The organism is Mucilaginibacter sp., from assembly GCF_025359345.1.
Lineage (GTDB): Bacteria > Bacteroidota > Bacteroidia > Sphingobacteriales > Sphingobacteriaceae > Mucilaginibacter.
On the sequence record NZ_JANYGQ010000022.1, the window covers coordinates 59,623 to 75,308 of the forward strand.

The 15,686-nt window shown below is 43.3% G+C and carries 14 protein-coding genes; 10 read left to right on the forward strand and 4 right to left on the reverse strand.

What is annotated here, in order from left to right; genetic code table 11:
• Positions 1-28 precede the first annotated feature (28 nt).
• Positions 29-580 (reverse strand): AraC family transcriptional regulator, encoded by a 552-nt coding sequence (locus Q0R52_RS13440; RefSeq protein WP_295795175.1) that lies wholly within the window; start codon positions 578-580, stop codon positions 29-31.
• Between the two features lie 392 nt (positions 581-972).
• On the opposite strand from Q0R52_RS13440, the gene Q0R52_RS13445 reads away from it, so the two are divergent.
• The 7 genes from Q0R52_RS13445 to Q0R52_RS13475 all read left to right on the forward strand — a co-directional run bounded on the left by Q0R52_RS13445 (position 973) and on the right by Q0R52_RS13475 (position 10,915).
• Complete coding sequence (locus Q0R52_RS13445) at positions 973-1,350, forward strand: BlaI/MecI/CopY family transcriptional regulator (RefSeq protein WP_295795176.1); 378 nt, start codon at positions 973-975, stop codon at positions 1,348-1,350.
• Positions 1,347-3,587, forward strand: coding sequence for a M56 family metallopeptidase (locus Q0R52_RS13450; RefSeq protein WP_295795177.1), 2,241 nt, complete (start codon positions 1,347-1,349; stop codon positions 3,585-3,587). Before Q0R52_RS13445 ends, Q0R52_RS13450 begins: the two co-directional genes overlap by 4 nt.
• Positions 3,588-3,694: 107 nt before the next feature.
• Positions 3,695-5,182: a TlpA disulfide reductase family protein gene (locus Q0R52_RS13455; RefSeq protein ID WP_295795178.1), complete on the forward strand. Its 1,488-nt coding sequence runs from the start codon at positions 3,695-3,697 to the stop codon at positions 5,180-5,182.
• 193 nt (positions 5,183-5,375) lie between these two features.
• Positions 5,376-5,906 carry a hypothetical protein gene (locus tag Q0R52_RS13460; RefSeq protein ID WP_295795179.1) on the forward strand — a complete coding sequence of 177 codons (531 nt, stop codon included), beginning with the start codon at positions 5,376-5,378 and terminating at the stop codon, positions 5,904-5,906.
• 251 nt (positions 5,907-6,157) lie between these two features.
• Positions 6,158-9,061, forward strand: coding sequence for a glycosyl hydrolase (locus Q0R52_RS13465; RefSeq protein ID WP_295795180.1), 2,904 nt, complete (start codon positions 6,158-6,160; stop codon positions 9,059-9,061).
• Positions 9,062-9,172: 111 nt separating this feature from the next.
• Complete coding sequence (locus Q0R52_RS13470) at positions 9,173-9,991, forward strand: BPL-N domain-containing protein (protein ID WP_295795181.1); 819 nt, start codon at positions 9,173-9,175, stop codon at positions 9,989-9,991.
• Between the two features lie 231 nt (positions 9,992-10,222).
• Positions 10,223-10,915, forward strand: coding sequence for an OmpW family outer membrane protein (locus Q0R52_RS13475; RefSeq protein WP_295795182.1), 693 nt, complete (start codon positions 10,223-10,225; stop codon positions 10,913-10,915).
• Between the two features lie 62 nt (positions 10,916-10,977).
• On the opposite strand, the gene Q0R52_RS13480 is transcribed toward Q0R52_RS13475, so the two are convergent.
• Positions 10,978-12,120: a GAF domain-containing protein gene (locus tag Q0R52_RS13480; protein WP_295795183.1), complete on the reverse strand. Its 1,143-nt coding sequence runs from the start codon at positions 12,118-12,120 to the stop codon at positions 10,978-10,980.
• 374 nt (positions 12,121-12,494) lie between these two features.
• Here Q0R52_RS13480 and Q0R52_RS13485 point away from each other — a divergent pair, with 374 nt between their 5' ends.
• The 3 genes from Q0R52_RS13485 to Q0R52_RS13495 all read left to right on the forward strand — a co-directional run bounded on the left by Q0R52_RS13485 (position 12,495) and on the right by Q0R52_RS13495 (position 13,835).
• On the forward strand, positions 12,495-12,884 hold the full coding sequence (locus Q0R52_RS13485) for a hypothetical protein (protein WP_295795184.1): 390 nt from the start codon (positions 12,495-12,497) through the stop codon (positions 12,882-12,884).
• 76 nt (positions 12,885-12,960) lie between these two features.
• Positions 12,961-13,383 (forward strand): hypothetical protein, encoded by a 423-nt coding sequence (locus tag Q0R52_RS13490; protein ID WP_295795185.1) that lies wholly within the window; start codon positions 12,961-12,963, stop codon positions 13,381-13,383.
• 29 nt (positions 13,384-13,412) lie between these two features.
• Complete coding sequence (locus Q0R52_RS13495; protein WP_295795186.1) at positions 13,413-13,835, forward strand: hypothetical protein; 423 nt, start codon at positions 13,413-13,415, stop codon at positions 13,833-13,835.
• 56 nt (positions 13,836-13,891) lie between these two features.
• On the opposite strand, the gene Q0R52_RS13500 is transcribed toward Q0R52_RS13495, so the two are convergent.
• On the reverse strand, positions 13,892-14,344 hold the full coding sequence (locus Q0R52_RS13500; RefSeq protein ID WP_295795187.1) for a DUF6252 family protein: 453 nt from the start codon (positions 14,342-14,344) through the stop codon (positions 13,892-13,894).
• Positions 14,345-14,561: 217 nt separating this feature from the next.
• Positions 14,562-15,584, reverse strand: coding sequence for a DNA polymerase III subunit delta (gene holA / locus Q0R52_RS13505; RefSeq protein WP_295795188.1), 1,023 nt, complete (start codon positions 15,582-15,584; stop codon positions 14,562-14,564).
• Positions 15,585-15,686 lie beyond the last annotated feature (102 nt).

A 15,686-nucleotide genomic window follows, 5' to 3' on the forward strand; every position in this document is an offset into this window, starting at 1 on the left:
GCTATAAGTTATATAATTCACACATATTTCAGGCGCTTTTTTGGTCGTTAAAACTAACGTGTTTAAAATGTGACGGGGTTACGCCGGTTACCTTTTTAAATTGGGCAGACAGGTGCGCTACGCTGCTGTAATGGAGCTTCCACGAAATTTCAGTAAGGTTAAGCTCGTCCTGCCAGATCAGCTGTTTAACCGCCTGTATTTTATGTAAAATAATAAATTGCTCGATAGTGGTGCCCTGTATATCCGAAAATATATTGGCGAGGTAGGTGTAATCAAGGTTTAATTCTGTGCTGAGGTAATCGGAGAAATTGGTTTTAAGGGGCGAATCGCTATAAGTAATCATATCCACAATTACCCGCTTAATACGTTCCACTAAGATATTCTTTTTATTATCCAGCAGCACCAAACCGTAGTTTGATAAAGCAAGCCCTGCTTCCATAATTTGCGCCGCTGAAGCATCGCCCGTAATGGTTACCCTCCCCAACTCAATATTGATACATTTTAACCCGATTTTTTCAAATTCCAGCTCAACAATCATTTTGCACCGCGGGCCCACCATATTTTTTATAAAGAAGTTCATTGCGCAGGTACTTGCAAAGGCAGTGCCTGTATTGAATTTACAACATGTAGCTCTATCGTAAGCCAGTTATGGCTGTTATACTTTGCGCCAACCAGCCCAGCCAGCGGTCTTTTTTAAGAAATATGTTTTTGTACGAACAAAAATTAATTAGTAAAGAATGTCTGGTGCGTTATTTTTTTTCTGTCGATTTTGGCTAAATATGAATAGTATATAGGATTTTATTAGTCTGTAGACAAATAATTGACACATATTGTGCGGAGACCAACCCGTGATTGTCAATGTACGAAACATTGGTTTTACAACTACTGCCTCAAGACTCAAAAAAACTATGAAAATAGTTTGTAACTATAAAATTAGTTTTTACATTTGGTAAACTACGAAATTAGTTTACTATGCCTGTCAAAGAACTCACTAAAGCCGAAGAAACAATAATGCAATTATTATGGCAATTAAAAGAAGCCATGGTAAAAGACATTATTGAACTTATGCCTGAACCTAAGCCGGCCTACAACACCGTTTCGACCGTGGTGCGCGTGCTGGAGGGAAAAAAGTTTGTCGATCATAAGCCTTATGGCAATTCGCACGTGTATTTTCCGTTAATCAGCGGGGAGGAGTACAAGAAATTCACTTTCGACAAACTGATGAGTGGCTATTTCAGCAACTCGTACAAAAGCCTGGTGTCTTTTATTGCCAACGAGAAAAAGCTGGACGTAAAACAACTGGACGAACTAACCCAACTGATAGAAGACCTTAAACGCAAAAAGAAATGAACGGCCTGTATTACCTTGCAGAAGCTAACTTATACCTCGGCGTATTTTACCTGGCCTACTGCTTATTTTTAAACCGCAATACCCATTACCAGTTAAGCCGGGCGTACCTGATATTCAGTTGCGTAGTCGCTTTTATACTGCCGCTGGTGCAGGTAAGCGCGTTAAGGTCAGTTAAAACAGCCGAACCCGTATATGCAATAAGGCCGTTAAAGCCAGTTGAACCGGTAAACACATTCGGCCCTGTTACACCTGTTATGGCCCCGGTTGTAAATGTTACTGAACAATACCACTCCCCTACCCTTGGCGCACCTACCGCCCCTGCCGTAATTGAACGGCATTTTACCTGGCAGGATGGTTTGTTGTATGCCTACCTCGCAGGCGCAGCCGTTTTACTTTGTATCCTTTTTATCAAGCTGTACGCCTTATTTAAAATGACCCGCAGTAAACAGGCGGTTAATGAAGGTAAGTATCGGGTGATCTACTTAAACGGAACAGATGTGGCGTTTTCGTTTTTTAATTACCTTTTCATCGGCACCGACACACACGGGGCCAATACCATCATCAGGCACGAACTGGTGCACATCCGGCAAAAACACTCGGCCGATATTATTTTGCTCGAGTTATTAAAGATATTCAACTGGTTTAACCCCTTTGTGTACCTGTTGCAAAACAGTTTACGAAGCATACACGAATATATTGCCGACGAACAAACCGCAGCTCACGAAAGTGATGCGCTGAGTTACGCCTCGTTTCTATTAAACAACGCTTACGGCGTTGGCGGTTCATCAATTACCCATTCGTTTTTCAATTATAACCTTTTGAAAAAGCGGATCATGATGCTGAATCAGCAACGTTCGGGTAAGTTGGCAAGGTTGAAGTACCTGGTTGCTATTCCAATCTGTATTGCGCTACTATGCGCATCTTCCCTGGTGTTCAGTAAGACCTATGCCTGGTTGGACCTTGCCCCTGCCAGCCTAAAATCGCCCGGTAAATATGCCATGCTAAATGCAAAATTTACCGCCAGGCGTAAACTATTAAAAATCACCGAAAATGGAGTAACCACCATAACCGATAAGCTTTCAATTGATCAGCAAAACAAAAAAGTAGCTTATACCGCAGCAACAATTACAAAGGCCGACAGCCTGTTATTACTTAAAAGCCACAATATCAAGGTGGAGGTAGTTGAGGATAGTACAAAATTTATCACAAAAGACGGGCGACCAATTTTACCTATCGTAAATGTTGATGGCTATTATCCTTTGGACCATTTTTTACATAAAAACGTCCATTATACCTCGGCCAAAGGCGAAAAAGGCGGACTCGTGGAAGTTGGCTTTACACTGGATAAAGACCGCCATATAACCGATGCCAAAGTTGTTAAAAGCGGTGGCGCCAAACTGGACGCCCTGGCGGTGAACGGGTTTAACGCCTACAAAGGAATTGTCAACGACGACCCCGGCAAAAAATTAAAAATCGGGGTATATTTTTTCACTGATGATTATTCGATATTTAAAACCGACTCATTAGGCAAGGACCCTGAATTTGGGGGAGAATTGATCATAACCAATTATAAATACCCAACACCCCGCACAAGTAAAGGATATGAATATGACGAGAGTGGTGTTGGCTTCCCAGGTGACAACAATAACACATCATTTGCACAAGTCGTGATATACGATAAGAACGGCGAAGGAACCTGGTATTTTGAGAGCAAGTGCACACCTGCCGATTTGAAAATGCTGAAAGAAAAGTATGGGTATACTTTTCCGTCGGGAGCTTCATCTATTGTGCAGTTTTTTAACCCTAAAGATGTTCATAGTCGTTTAGGGTATATTTTCGATGTCGCATCCTACCTGGATGCACCCTACGCGAATCAATTTTACAACTATATGCTCGACAATATTGAGTATCCGCTGGAAGCAAAAAAAGCGTACAAAGGGGGCGTTGTAGTGTTGACCTTCAACCTTGATAATGATGGTATAATAAGTGATATAGCTGTGGCAAAAGGCGCCGGTAATGGTTTTGACGAAGCTGCGGTGAATGCCGTAAAATCATATAAATATGCCATTAAGGACAATGCGGGCAAGCATAGCCTCGCCGTGCTATTTTGCGTTGCCAAAAACGAATATCGCCCGGTTGCGAGCGATGACCTAAAGAAAGATGGTTATGTGGGCGAACTGGCAATATGTGAAGCTAAGTCGCCATTTAAAAACGGGTCCGTTAAATGGAATCATTAATCTAGCGCCCGTTCAGAAGATTCGACGCTTTTTTGTGAACCGGCCCTAAGGGCTGGGAATCCATTATTGACCCGTACATTTACATTATAACTAAACCCGATCCCCCTATGAAAAAACTTGTTATCTCCGCCGTATTAGTTCTGCTGTATTCAATAACAACCTTTGCCAATAATGCGACCATTCATATTACCGTTAAAAATTTTAGGGGAACAATTAGAGTATACGACCCCGGTCTGCGGTACAACCTGACCAGGGGCAACGATACCGCCCTTCGCCTGGATGCACATCATTCGGCGTCGTATACCGTGACGATCGATAAGCCAGTAAGTCTTGTTTTATATTTTTCGTCAAACAGCGAACTTACTTATAATCTTTACCTATCGCCTGGCGATGAACTTTTCCTTACTGCTGATTTTTCGAAAAAGAATAATAATTTCACTGTCACCGGCAAGGGCAGCGAGAATAATCAGCCTGAAATTTCGATGTTAGCCGGTTCAGACCTGCAGGCATTTAAAAGTGACACAAAGCCTGATCGTGTTATAGCGACCATAAACAAGCAATTTCAACTTAACAAGGGCATATTGACTAACTATATTGCCGAACACAAACCCTGGTCCGGATTTATAAAGGCCACGACACTTAATTTGCAATACCAGGCTGTTTGCGATTATTATTATTCATATCAAAGCAGCATTTATGGCAAACCCAAAGACCAGGATCCAAAATGGCGCAAAATCCAGGACAGCTTGTTTTTGAAGGCAAATTTGAATAATGACGAGGCGTTAGGATCTAATAATTATGCTCAATTCATCAATTTTCTTATCATCCGGCGGTCGGGTGATCTTTGGGGAGAATATCTAACCAACCGGCGGTTGTTTTTCAAAAAATGGTTTAATTGCGACACCGTAAAGGGAGAAAAGCTTTTCAAAGAGGCACGCCAGGGAATCTTAATGACGAAGGTTATTGATAAATATTTCAAGGGGAAGGCAGCAGAATTTGAATATGGCCAGGCATTAAAATTCGTATATCACGAAGCAGATTATCCATCGGCTGTTTACCTGTTTAATCATTTTAAAAAAAAATACCCGGAAAGCGCCTACGTCAAAGGGTTTAGCAACCCAATTGCCGGGATAGTTGGTAAACAAAAAAACGCACTTAGCAACAAGGCCATTTTTGTTGCTGATAACGGAGCAAAACTCAATACCATGAACGATGTGGTAAAGCTCACTAAAGGCAAAACTGTATTAGTGGATATGTGGGGCACCTGGTGTGGCCCATGCAGACAGGAGATACAAAAAAATGCCAAACAGCTTAGGGATCACTTCAAAGGGAAAAATGTTATTTTTCTATACATCGCCAATGGTGAAGCTGGACGGGAAAAAGAATGGAAAAAACAAATTGCTTACTTCCAGATTGAAGGAGAGCACATTTTAGCCAACCCTAAATTAACCGATGACATTATGCAAAAAGTTAAAGCAACCGGCTACCCTACCTACATCATTATAAAAAAAGACGGCAGCTATAAACAGGCGGCCACAAGGTACCCGGTAAACGCGCAGGCCATGATAAAGGAAATTGAAGCTGCAGGGGTGTAAACCCTTCTTGGTATAGAATATTTAATGTAACGCTTTTAATGACTGCCAAAACGATAATTGTATTAAACCAGCCATCACATTTATATCACATTAAAACCCTAACATTTCAACAAAAAATACGCATTTAGTAACATTTTTTATGCGATATGATGCTTGTATATTTAGTAAGTAAACTAATTACAAGAGCAAACTCATGCGGTCGAAATTATTTTTTATCACCCTTTTAATTATTGGCTTTGTACCTATAGGCGTTAGCGCCCAGGAGTTCGGCATGCTGCCAACAACCGAGCAGCAACAGGTTCAGTCATTAACCATTGCCCGCAACATGCTAAAGGCCGTGATGGGCATAAACAACCACTTTGCCGATTTTAAAGGGGACTTTGTGCAAAAAGATGCCAATGAAAGTTCATACTATAAGGTAAAAGGCCTTGATTTAGGCGCCAGCGAGCAATACGTTATTGTAAACGCAAAAGGCATTACCGTGTATGTGGCTATTTTTAAAGCCAAAGATGTGAATGATAAAAGCGCAATACTTGCCTTTAACGCTTTTGCCGGCGGCATTATGACCGTAAGGCAATATGCCGATATCGGCGTAAAAATAGAAGACGCCGAAACCAAAGGCGGTATAATAAAATACTATTTACGTACTCAAGGCACTAAAATAGCCGCCTTTACTTTCGCCCCGTCAGATAACACCGGAACATTGCTGGTGGCTGTACAATAAAATAGGTTTTCTTAGCTTAAATTTCCTTTCCGCTCAGGCCTCGTTCGTTTATCCGTTTACAATTGTGATAGAAGACAGTGCAGGACAGTTACTGCTTCATTGCCCTTAAATTTGACCCTGTGTGACGGTAAATGCAGTTCATTAGCTATCACTTAAACTGCTATCTTACCCGTTCAGTCTTTTTCAGCATTATGAACAAAATGTATCTCCGGAAACTCTGCTTTTTAATAGTTTTAACAGCAACGTTTGTTTTGAATATTAATGGCGTAAGGCGGGTAAACCCTGAAAAAAATCACAACAAAACTATCCCACCGGGCACCGATACTTTATTAAATTCATTTCGTTCGCCGCCCGATTCTGCAAAACCGCGGGTTTACTGGTGGTGGCTCTTCAACCGGGTTACAAAAGAGGGTATTACGCGCGATTTGGAACAGTTTAAAGCAAAAGGGATCAGTGGCGTTAACCTAATTTGTACAGGGGGATACGCAGGCAAGGCGCCGCTGCCGGGTGTAAAATTCCTCGGCGATGAGTGGCGCGAACTTTTCCGCTATGCTATAAGGGAGGCGAAAAGGCTCCATATGGAAATAGGTTTTAACCTTGCCGGAGGCTGGACGATGATGGGGCCATCGGTAACGCTGGATAATGCCATGAAAAAGGTTGTATCGGCTGAGTTGAAAACAACCGGGCCGGCTAAATTTTCCGGGACGCTTCCGCAGCCTGAAAAAATAGAGGGTTATTACCATGATATCATGGTGCAGGCATTTCCACTACCGGACAGTAACAAACAAATAGACCCCAAAAACATAATCAATTTAACTAATAAAATAGACGATAACGGCCATTTGGATTGGGATGTTCCAAACGGCAAATGGGTTATCTTGCGAACAGGCTACACTTTAACCGGGCACCCATGGAGCAAATGGCACGCTTACCCCGAGGGGGACACTTTTGAGGGCGGTGAAGGATATGAAATAGACTACTTAAGCCGGCGGGCACTGGATGATTATTTTGCCCATTTAGGCAAGGTCGTGATAGACGAAGCCGAAAAGGCAGGCGGCAAGCTCGACTATCTGTGGTCCGACAGCTGGGAGTGCGGAAAGCTTACCTGGACCCAGGATTTTGCCAATCAATTTACCAGGTTTCGCGGTTATCAATTGGAACCTTATATGCCTGTTTTGGCCGGCTATAAAATCATTAATGCGGATGTATCTGCAAGGTTCCGAGATGATTTCGACCGTACTATACAGGATTGTATCGCCGAGAATTTTTACGGGCGTTTTGAGGAATTGTGCCACCAGCATGGCATGCAAGTTGGCAACGAAGCCGGAGGGCCAAATGACATCCCACCGCAGGATGTATTGAAAAATTTTGGCCATAGTGACATACTCGCAGGTGAATTTTGGGTAAACGGGCACTATAAATCGCCGGATGGTTATAATAAAGACCCGATGCAACGGCTCAATCTGAAGCAAACCTCATCGGCGGCGCATGTATACGGCAAGCAGCAGGCAGAAGCCGAGTCCTTCACCCAGCAGGAACAGGACCGCACGCACTGGTCGCTTGGCCCGTCGGATTTAAAGCCTTATGCCAACCAGGCGTTTTGCGAAGGTATCAACCGCCTGATGCTTCACCAGGCTACCTGTCAACCGCCTTCAGATGGCAAACCTGGCTATGAGTTTTGCGCGGGGCAGCATTTTACCCCGAATATCACTTGGTGGGAGCAATCGCCGGCATTCTTCACGTATCTTTCCCGTTGCCAATACATGTTACAGCAGGGGAAATTTGTGGGTGATGTTTGCTTTTACCTTGGCGAAAGACCGCCACTACTGGCACCGCCAAAATACAATATCCCCACACTGGGCCCGGGCTACGACTGTGATTATAGTAATCCCGACGTTCTGTTAAACAGGATGTCGGTGAAAAACGGCCGTATTGTTTTGCCTGATGGCATGAGCTACCGGGTGTTGGTATTGCAAAATTGCACTTCCCCATCGCCGGAGATTGCTAAGCAGGTTGGTTCCTACCAGGGCCTGTCGGTGTCCCCTATCCCATCTAATGCAATGTCGCTGCCGGTTATTACGAAATTGCGGGCAATGATAACCGCGGGAGCAACAGTTATCGGCTCGCCACCGGATGTTTCCGCCGAATTGAAAAATTACCCCCAATGCGATGAACAGGTGCGGAAGATGGCTGCGGAAATATGGGGCGACCTGGATGGCATAACCCGCACGGAACGCAGGGTAGGAAAAGGGCGCATTATCTGGGGGAAAACTCCAAAGGAAGTTCTCCTTGCCGACGGAATTGCCCCCGACTTTACTTTCCCGGGGCAAACTAAAAACCCTGGGACGTTTGATTATATCCACCGCACCAGCGGCGATGCGGAAATCTATTTCGTTATCAACCGCACCAATCAGCGCCAAACACGCGACTTTACCTTCCGGGTTGCCGGGAAACTGCCCGAAATATGGGATGCGGTATCGGGTAAAACTGTTATGGCAAAAGCTTATAATCAAACCAACACCACTACTACATTGCCGCTTGAGCTGGATGCCTTCAGTTCATATTTCATTGTATTCCGTAAGCCGGTAGTCTTGAATGCTAAAATATCGGCCGGTGGTAACTTCCCTAAACTAGCAGAAGTGCGTGAACTCAATGGCCCCTGGAATGCCGCATTTGATCCGAATTGGGGCGGTCCGGTGAAAGCCGCATTTCCGCAACTTATCAGCTGGACCAAACGGCCTGAAGAAGGCATAAAGTATTATTCGGGGACAGCTACTTACAGTAAGAAGTTTGATTTGGGTAAGGATGCTGGCCGAAATGTGACGGTAATAAAAAAGAATAAAAGGTTATTTCTTGACCTCGGTGCAGTAAGAAATGTGGCCGTTGTACGGTTAAACGGAAAGAAACTGGGCGTACTTTGGTGCGCCCCCTGGCGGGTTGAAATTACCGGGGCTGTAAAACCAACCGGCAATTTGTTGGAAGTTGATGTGATCAATTTATGGGCCAATCGCGTTATTGGCGACCTGAATCTGCCAAAAGAAAAAAGGTTTACCAAAACGCATGATGCGTTCCGCTTTGATATGCTGAGGGGAAGCACCCCGTTGCTGGAGTCGGGATTGCTTGGGCCGGTTAAGGTTTATAGAACTGGTGATTAATATCGAGCTGGTTGCGTAGTTTATATCTTCGCCACTTCGGCGCTTAACACTTTTTCTTGTTAGGCGTGCTTTTATTATTTTGTAGCTTGCAGTTATTAAATGCCTGCATTAATGAAAGTTAAGTTTATCGGAAAACCTAATTTAAATCTGCATACTGCAGATGATAGTTTGCGACGGACTTTTGTTTCTGTGTTTTTTTCTATGGCAATAACTGCTTTTACCGCCTGTACAAATTATAAAAACAAAAGTAACACACCCACCGGAGGCGTGGCTCAAATTCTTTTATTCAATGGCACCGGGACTTCGCCCAATGATGTCAACGCGATTGAAGCAATTCTTAATAACAATCACCTCTACTACACTACCGCCAATTCTTCAGAATTAAACGGTATGAGCGAATTACAGATGCAAAACTACCGCCTGCTGATTATACCTGGTGGAAATTTCATCGATATGGGAAAAAGCCTCACGCCGGCTACAACAGCCAGGGTTCGAAACTCAGTAAAACATGGCCTAAATTACCTTGGTATATGCGCGGGTGGCTTCCTTGCCGGTAAATCGATCTACTATAATGGCTTTAACCTAACGTCGGGCGCGTGCTTTGGTTTTTACGCTGCCGAAAACCAGGGCATCCGCAAGGCGGCGCTGGCTATTACCACTCCCGGTGCGCCCGCACAGGATCAGTACTGGGAGGATGGACCGCAATTTGCCGGCTGGGGCGCTGTAGCCGGCAAATACCCCGATGGCACGCCTGCCATTGTACAAGGCACATATGGTGAAGGGTGGATAATGCTTGTCGGGTTCCATGCCGAGGCACCGGAAGACTGGCGAACCGGCATAAAGTTTAATACATCAACCAGCGCCGACAATGGCTACGCCGGGCTAATTATCCGCTCTGCACTCAACCGGGCACCATTGCCGCATTACTAAGGCCGGCAAGTTAAAAAGCGAAAAACTGCACCTCAATTCTGTGAGGTATGACGGCTGTAACTTCCAACAAGTTTTTGCTTCCGCCGTTAGCCAGATCGGCTCCGGAAAAATCCGAAAATTAATAAAATCCATTATTTCATACTATGATAACTATCAGTTTCTAACATGCTCTTCATCAAATGCGGCGAAATTTTAGAGAATAGATTTGCGCCATAATTTAATATAAACAATATGAAAAAGCTTATCCTTTCATCCTTTACTTTAGTACTTATTACAGCAGCAACTTGCTTTGCCCAGCAAAAACACGAGCTCGACATCCGCCTTCGTGCCATTGACGTTGATCCGCAGGAAAGCGCCACTATTGGCGTAATTGGCGGCGGTGTGAAAATTAACCACACCATAGTTCCCGAACTTGATTTTACTTATTTTTTCGCCAACAACTTTTCGGCCGAGCTGATACTCGGAACTACCAGGCATACAGTTAGCACCACGTCATCAAACCTGTCGGCAATTGGCGGCAGCACATCTGCGGATGTTCCTTTGGGAAAGAAATGGTTACTTCCTCCCACTCTTACGCTACAATATCATGCGCCAACCGGCAGTGTAGTTAAACCATACCTTGGCGTGGGCGTTAATTACACCATATTTTACGGCGGCGACCCTGGGCCTGTTGTGAGCAGTGTAAGCTATAAAAATCACTTCAGCTTTGCCGCACAGGCTGGTACTGATATCGACTTGAGCAAACAGTTTTTCCTGAATATAGATGTGAAAAAAATATGGCTAAAAACCAATGTTACAGTTAATGCTTCAAACTTGACACCTGCATCTTCACCGCAGCTGGCGCCCGTTTTGGCAAACATCCCGGCAGTGGTAAAAATTAATCCGCTGGTTTTGGGCATTGGCCTCGGTTACCGGATAAAATAGCCTGGTAATATCACAAAAAAAGCTGCATAGTAATTTATGCGGCTTTTTTTTGTGGGCACATCCTATTCATAGTGCGGCACATACGGGTTAATCACCGTATTATCAATATCAGCAACTATTGATTTTATTTTATCATCCAGCGCATATACCGCATCGCTCAGCATTTCCAGGTACTCTCGGGGGGCTTCATAGTCGGCATCTTTTATAAGTCCCATCAAGCCCATTATCGAGGTCAGCGGTGCGCGGAACTCATGGGCCTGTATGTGAGCTATTTTTAGCAGGGATGTATTTTGGTCGATGATTTTTTTCTCTTTGAGTTTGCGCTCGGTAACGTTGCGAATAAGGTACGATATGCCTATTATTTCATCATTATTATCACGGGCGGTCTCGAACGCGGCTTCCCACCAAATTGTGCCTATATCGTCATAATCTGTTGAACCTTCTTCGAATGACTTTTTACCGTCCAGTGCCTCGTTATAGCGTTTCAAAAAGGTGCTGACAAAAGCAGGGTGCAGGTACTTTACAAATTGATCGCCGCGCAACAGTTTAGCGTTATGCACGGTGCGCACAAAAGCAACTGCTGTTTTATTAAAATCAATAACTTCACCGCTTTTCCCAAGCAGTACATGGAAATTGGTAGAACTTTCGAAAAATGAGCGCAGCCTTATGGATGCATCGTTGTTAAATTCCTTTTGTTCTTCCAGCTCCTGTTGCTTTTTACGCAACAACTTCGCCGCAGCTTTTAACTCAAAGGCCTTTGCAGCTTGTGCAGCCAGTATTTTAAGCACGAGGCATTGGTGGTCATCAAGCGTTTTAGGCTTCACATCATAAATGGCCAATACACCGACCCGTTCCCCACCTGTCGCAACTAGTGGCATGCCGGCAAAAAAACGGATGCCAAGACCACCGGAGACGTTAGGGTTGCTAATACAGCGGGGATCATTCAGGGTATCCGAAATAATTATCACATCATCTTGCTGAAAAGCCTGGATACAAAGGCTGCCATTGGCAGCTACCTGGGTCAAATCAATACCTTTTCTAACCTTCAGGTGCAAAACACCACTATCCTGTAAAGCAATTAACACATACGGCGAGGCAGTGACTGCTGAGGCCAGCTCAACTATTTCAAGCAGTTCGGCATCATTTTCAAGATCAAAATCAATAAATCCGGCAACATCGTGTAAACGCTTTTCGTCAATAATCATTAAGTAAACTGGTATATGGTGTAATATTAAAACTGTCAAAACAGCATTTAATGGGCAGTTGTACGTTAAGCCCCTTTTTTTTGTTTGGCAATGAGTCGTTGATTTAAACCCCGGTTCAATGGTTTCCAAGCCTTACTTGATCACTGTAATCCGGACATTTAGAGATAAAACACTATCATCTATCCTCACCAATAAAATTAAATTAAAATTATAACACTCATTATCAATACTTTATATCTAAACCACATGTTTAAATAGAACTATGTATTGCATATTACTGTATTAAACATATATCTTTGTGAAGTAGGGATATAAAAGCACTCCCTTAAAGAATAATGAGCATCACCATCAATCACCCTAAAAAAACCAATAACATGAAAGCTAGCTTTTTTATAGCCGCTTTTTGCCTGGTGGCATTGAGCATTTTTGTGGGCTGGATAAAATATCAGCGCAACAATGGCGATATTTCTATATCTGTAAAAAACACCGACGACTACTATACCTACACTGCATCATTTGCCGAAGACGCAACCGGACGAGTGCAGGATTATATTAATTACAGCATTGCGCCAAATGGCCTTTTCAAGTCGACTCATGACTATTTTAATGTCACCACCACCCTGGCCGATAAAACAAATTTCTATGTAAAAGAATCGCCTGGAGAACTGAAGATTGAGCTTGACAAACGCAGAAACTCAACTGCGTCATACCTGCGCATCAAAAAAATGTGCGACGGCATTAGCAATGTTTTAAAAGGGAAATGAGGGAAAGTCTGAAGCCAGAAAAGACGAGAAAATAAAAAACGAATAAATTTATTACACATAACATAAAACCACGATCATGAAAAAAGTCATTTTAACACTATCATTATTAATAGGACTAACAGCTCTAACCTTTGCTCAGTGCGAAAAAACAGTGGAGCTTTCCTCATCAAAAACTAATCACCTCGACGAAAAAGGAACCATTACCCGCAGCGACGATGAAACCGCGGTTATCGACATCAGCAAAACAGCTGTAGATATCAGCGTTAACGGCGAGCATAAAATAACCGCCCCCATAAAGTCAAATACCTGCAACTGGACCGTTCCGTTTAAAGAAGGCAAAACCGTAATAAAAGCTACTGCCGACCATGACGGACAGGACGAAAATATCACCATTACCATTGAAGGTAAAGACGGAAAAGTTACCCTGCTGTTTGAAATGGAAAGCCAGCCGGGCGATAAGATAAAAGTTGGCATTGATAAGTTTATCGAGAAGGTATAAGCAGTCGATAATTTTCAATTATTATCAACATGAAAAAGATACTCTCCACATTGACACTACTGCTGGCTATTACCGGTACAAGCCTTGCGCAGTGCGGCAAAACCGCCTTGTTAACCTCAACCGCAACCGACCACGTGGATGCCACAGGTAAGTTAATACGATCTGAGAAAGAAACGGTACTGGTAGAAATAAGTAAAACGGCTGTTGATATTTCGGTAAATGGTCAGCACAGGATTAACGGCGTGATAAAAACAAACACTTGCGCATGGTCGCAATCTTATAAAACCGGTAAAACTGTGATACATGCCGTTATAAAAAAGGACGGAAAAGACGAAAATGTAACACTCACCATCACTGGCAAAAACGGGAAAATAATCCTGGGATTCGTTATGGAAAGCGACCTTAACGACCAGGTAAAAATAACCGCTGATAAGTTTACTGCGAAAGTATAACGCAACAAAAGGCCGGCAACGTTAAACGCTGCCGGCCTTTTTAATATTTGCAACAATTACTGTTTGTACAATTTACAATTAAACTTCCCTTCGGTTACGGTGCCAACATGCCCGCTTGGGTCGGGACCGCTAAACTGGAAAGTACCTGCCACCATGGTATCAGTAAGCGAGGTAATGGTAACTGTGCCGGTTGAGGCAATATAAGTATATTGAAAATCAGCTTTTGTTGAATAGCTCATGATAGCCTCGTCCTTAGCGGCATCAAAAGTGCCAACCTTAGCACCCATAACCATTATAGATAGCCCTTCGGTACCAAAGGCCCCCATTATTTGCAACGTCTGTTCGCTAACAATATAATCGGTTACCGGTGTTAAAGTACTTTTGGCTGTACCGTTAATTTTTAACGAAATACTGATAGCGTTTGATGGTGTTATGCTGCTTTTTTTGCAGGAGTTTAGCGCAACTGCGCAAATGAATAGCAATAATAATGCGGGTAAAAATTTCTTCATTGTTTTAAGATTTAGTCCACCGCAAAAGTATGAAAATACTTTATATTTAGTAATTAAATTTACCAAAAGTAAATATTTATTATTTTGAAGAAACTATGCGCCCGTTTTCATCCAATGTTTCGATAACCGGTTGATTTTGTTTATTGATGTAGATATTAAGCCTGGGCTTACCGCTGGCATCGTTTAAAAACAGGCCTACTTCACCTTTTGTGTTTTTTCAATGCAAAATCTTAAACACCAATTCCTTCATCAGCCCGCCATGGTCGGTATTGGAGTCAACACCTTTACTTTTTAAATCGTATTCGCGCAGGTAGCTGATGATTTGCATGGTTTTGCCGTAATTAAAGCTGCGGGCTGCCTGCTCATAGTCCTTTATAAAATATGGACTAACGCCCAGTTCCCTGGCGAGCGTCTGCGGGGATTTGTCCTTTATATAATGATAAGTGAGCACCTTGCTAAAAAAATTATTCAGGTTGCCGAGCGCCAATACAATGGGGTTTGCTTTTGGGTTTGCCTCAAAATAATTGATTATCTGGTTAGCTTTAAGGGCATCTTTACGACCAAGGGCTGCCTGCAGTTCAAAAACGTTGTATTCTTTACTGATGCCGATGTTGTCGTGGATATGCTTTAGCGTGATTTCCTGCCCGGCCTGCACGTTCAGCATCAGCTTTTCCAGTTCGTTTGATATTTTCGACAGGTCGTTACCCAGGTATTCCGACAACATCAGCGAGGCCTGCGGGTTTATCTTGTAACCTTTTTCGGCTACGAAACCTTCAATCCATGCCGGTATCTTACTGTCATACAAAGCAGCCGACTCAAAAATGAGCCCATTTTTTTCAATGGCCTTATAAGTTTTTTTTCGTTTATCAAATTTGCCGTATTTATAGCAAAACACCAGTATGGTGCTCGGCAGCGGGTTCTCCAGGTAGCTAAGCAAGGGGTTTATGCTTTTTTTATCAGCATCGTCGCTGCCCCACTTCATATCCTGGGCCTCTTTTACCAAAACCACCTGGTAGTCGGCCATCATGGGGTAACGTTTCGACGCGCCCAGCACCGTCATTATATCGGTATCCTTGCCATACAAAACGGTTTGGTTAAAGCCTTTTTCGGCCTCAGATAGTAACTTGCGTTCCACGTATTCGCCCACCAGATCAATAAAATAAGGCTCCTCGCCGTGTAGTAAATAAACAGGCTTGTACTTTTTATTTTTAAGATCCTTAATAATATCTGCGGCGCTCATATCAGGGTGCAAAATAGTGATTTTTGGTGAGTGGTGAGCGGAGAATTGTGAATGGTTATAACAACTACTCACTTAATCAACTTAATCAACTACTAACCAATT

Coding starts and splice junctions, on each gene's coding strand:
- Q0R52_RS13440 (WP_295795175.1), bottom strand. CDS start 580: ATGAACTTCTTTATAAAAAATATGGTGGGCCCGCGGTGCAAAATGATT.
- Q0R52_RS13445 (WP_295795176.1), top strand. CDS start 973: ATGCCTGTCAAAGAACTCACTAAAGCCGAAGAAACAATAATGCAATTA.
- Q0R52_RS13450 (WP_295795177.1), top strand. CDS start 1,347: ATGAACGGCCTGTATTACCTTGCAGAAGCTAACTTATACCTCGGCGTA.
- Q0R52_RS13455 (WP_295795178.1), top strand. CDS start 3,695: ATGAAAAAACTTGTTATCTCCGCCGTATTAGTTCTGCTGTATTCAATA.
- Q0R52_RS13460 (WP_295795179.1), top strand. CDS start 5,376: ATGCGGTCGAAATTATTTTTTATCACCCTTTTAATTATTGGCTTTGTA.
- Q0R52_RS13470 (WP_295795181.1), top strand. CDS start 9,173: ATGAAAGTTAAGTTTATCGGAAAACCTAATTTAAATCTGCATACTGCA.
- Q0R52_RS13475 (WP_295795182.1), top strand. CDS start 10,223: ATGAAAAAGCTTATCCTTTCATCCTTTACTTTAGTACTTATTACAGCA.
- Q0R52_RS13480 (WP_295795183.1), bottom strand. CDS start 12,120: ATGATTATTGACGAAAAGCGTTTACACGATGTTGCCGGATTTATTGAT.
- Q0R52_RS13485 (WP_295795184.1), top strand. CDS start 12,495: ATGAAAGCTAGCTTTTTTATAGCCGCTTTTTGCCTGGTGGCATTGAGC.
- Q0R52_RS13490 (WP_295795185.1), top strand. CDS start 12,961: ATGAAAAAAGTCATTTTAACACTATCATTATTAATAGGACTAACAGCT.
- Q0R52_RS13495 (WP_295795186.1), top strand. CDS start 13,413: ATGAAAAAGATACTCTCCACATTGACACTACTGCTGGCTATTACCGGT.
- Q0R52_RS13500 (WP_295795187.1), bottom strand. CDS start 14,344: ATGAAGAAATTTTTACCCGCATTATTATTGCTATTCATTTGCGCAGTT.
- holA (WP_295795188.1), bottom strand. CDS start 15,584: ATGAGCGCCGCAGATATTATTAAGGATCTTAAAAATAAAAAGTACAAG.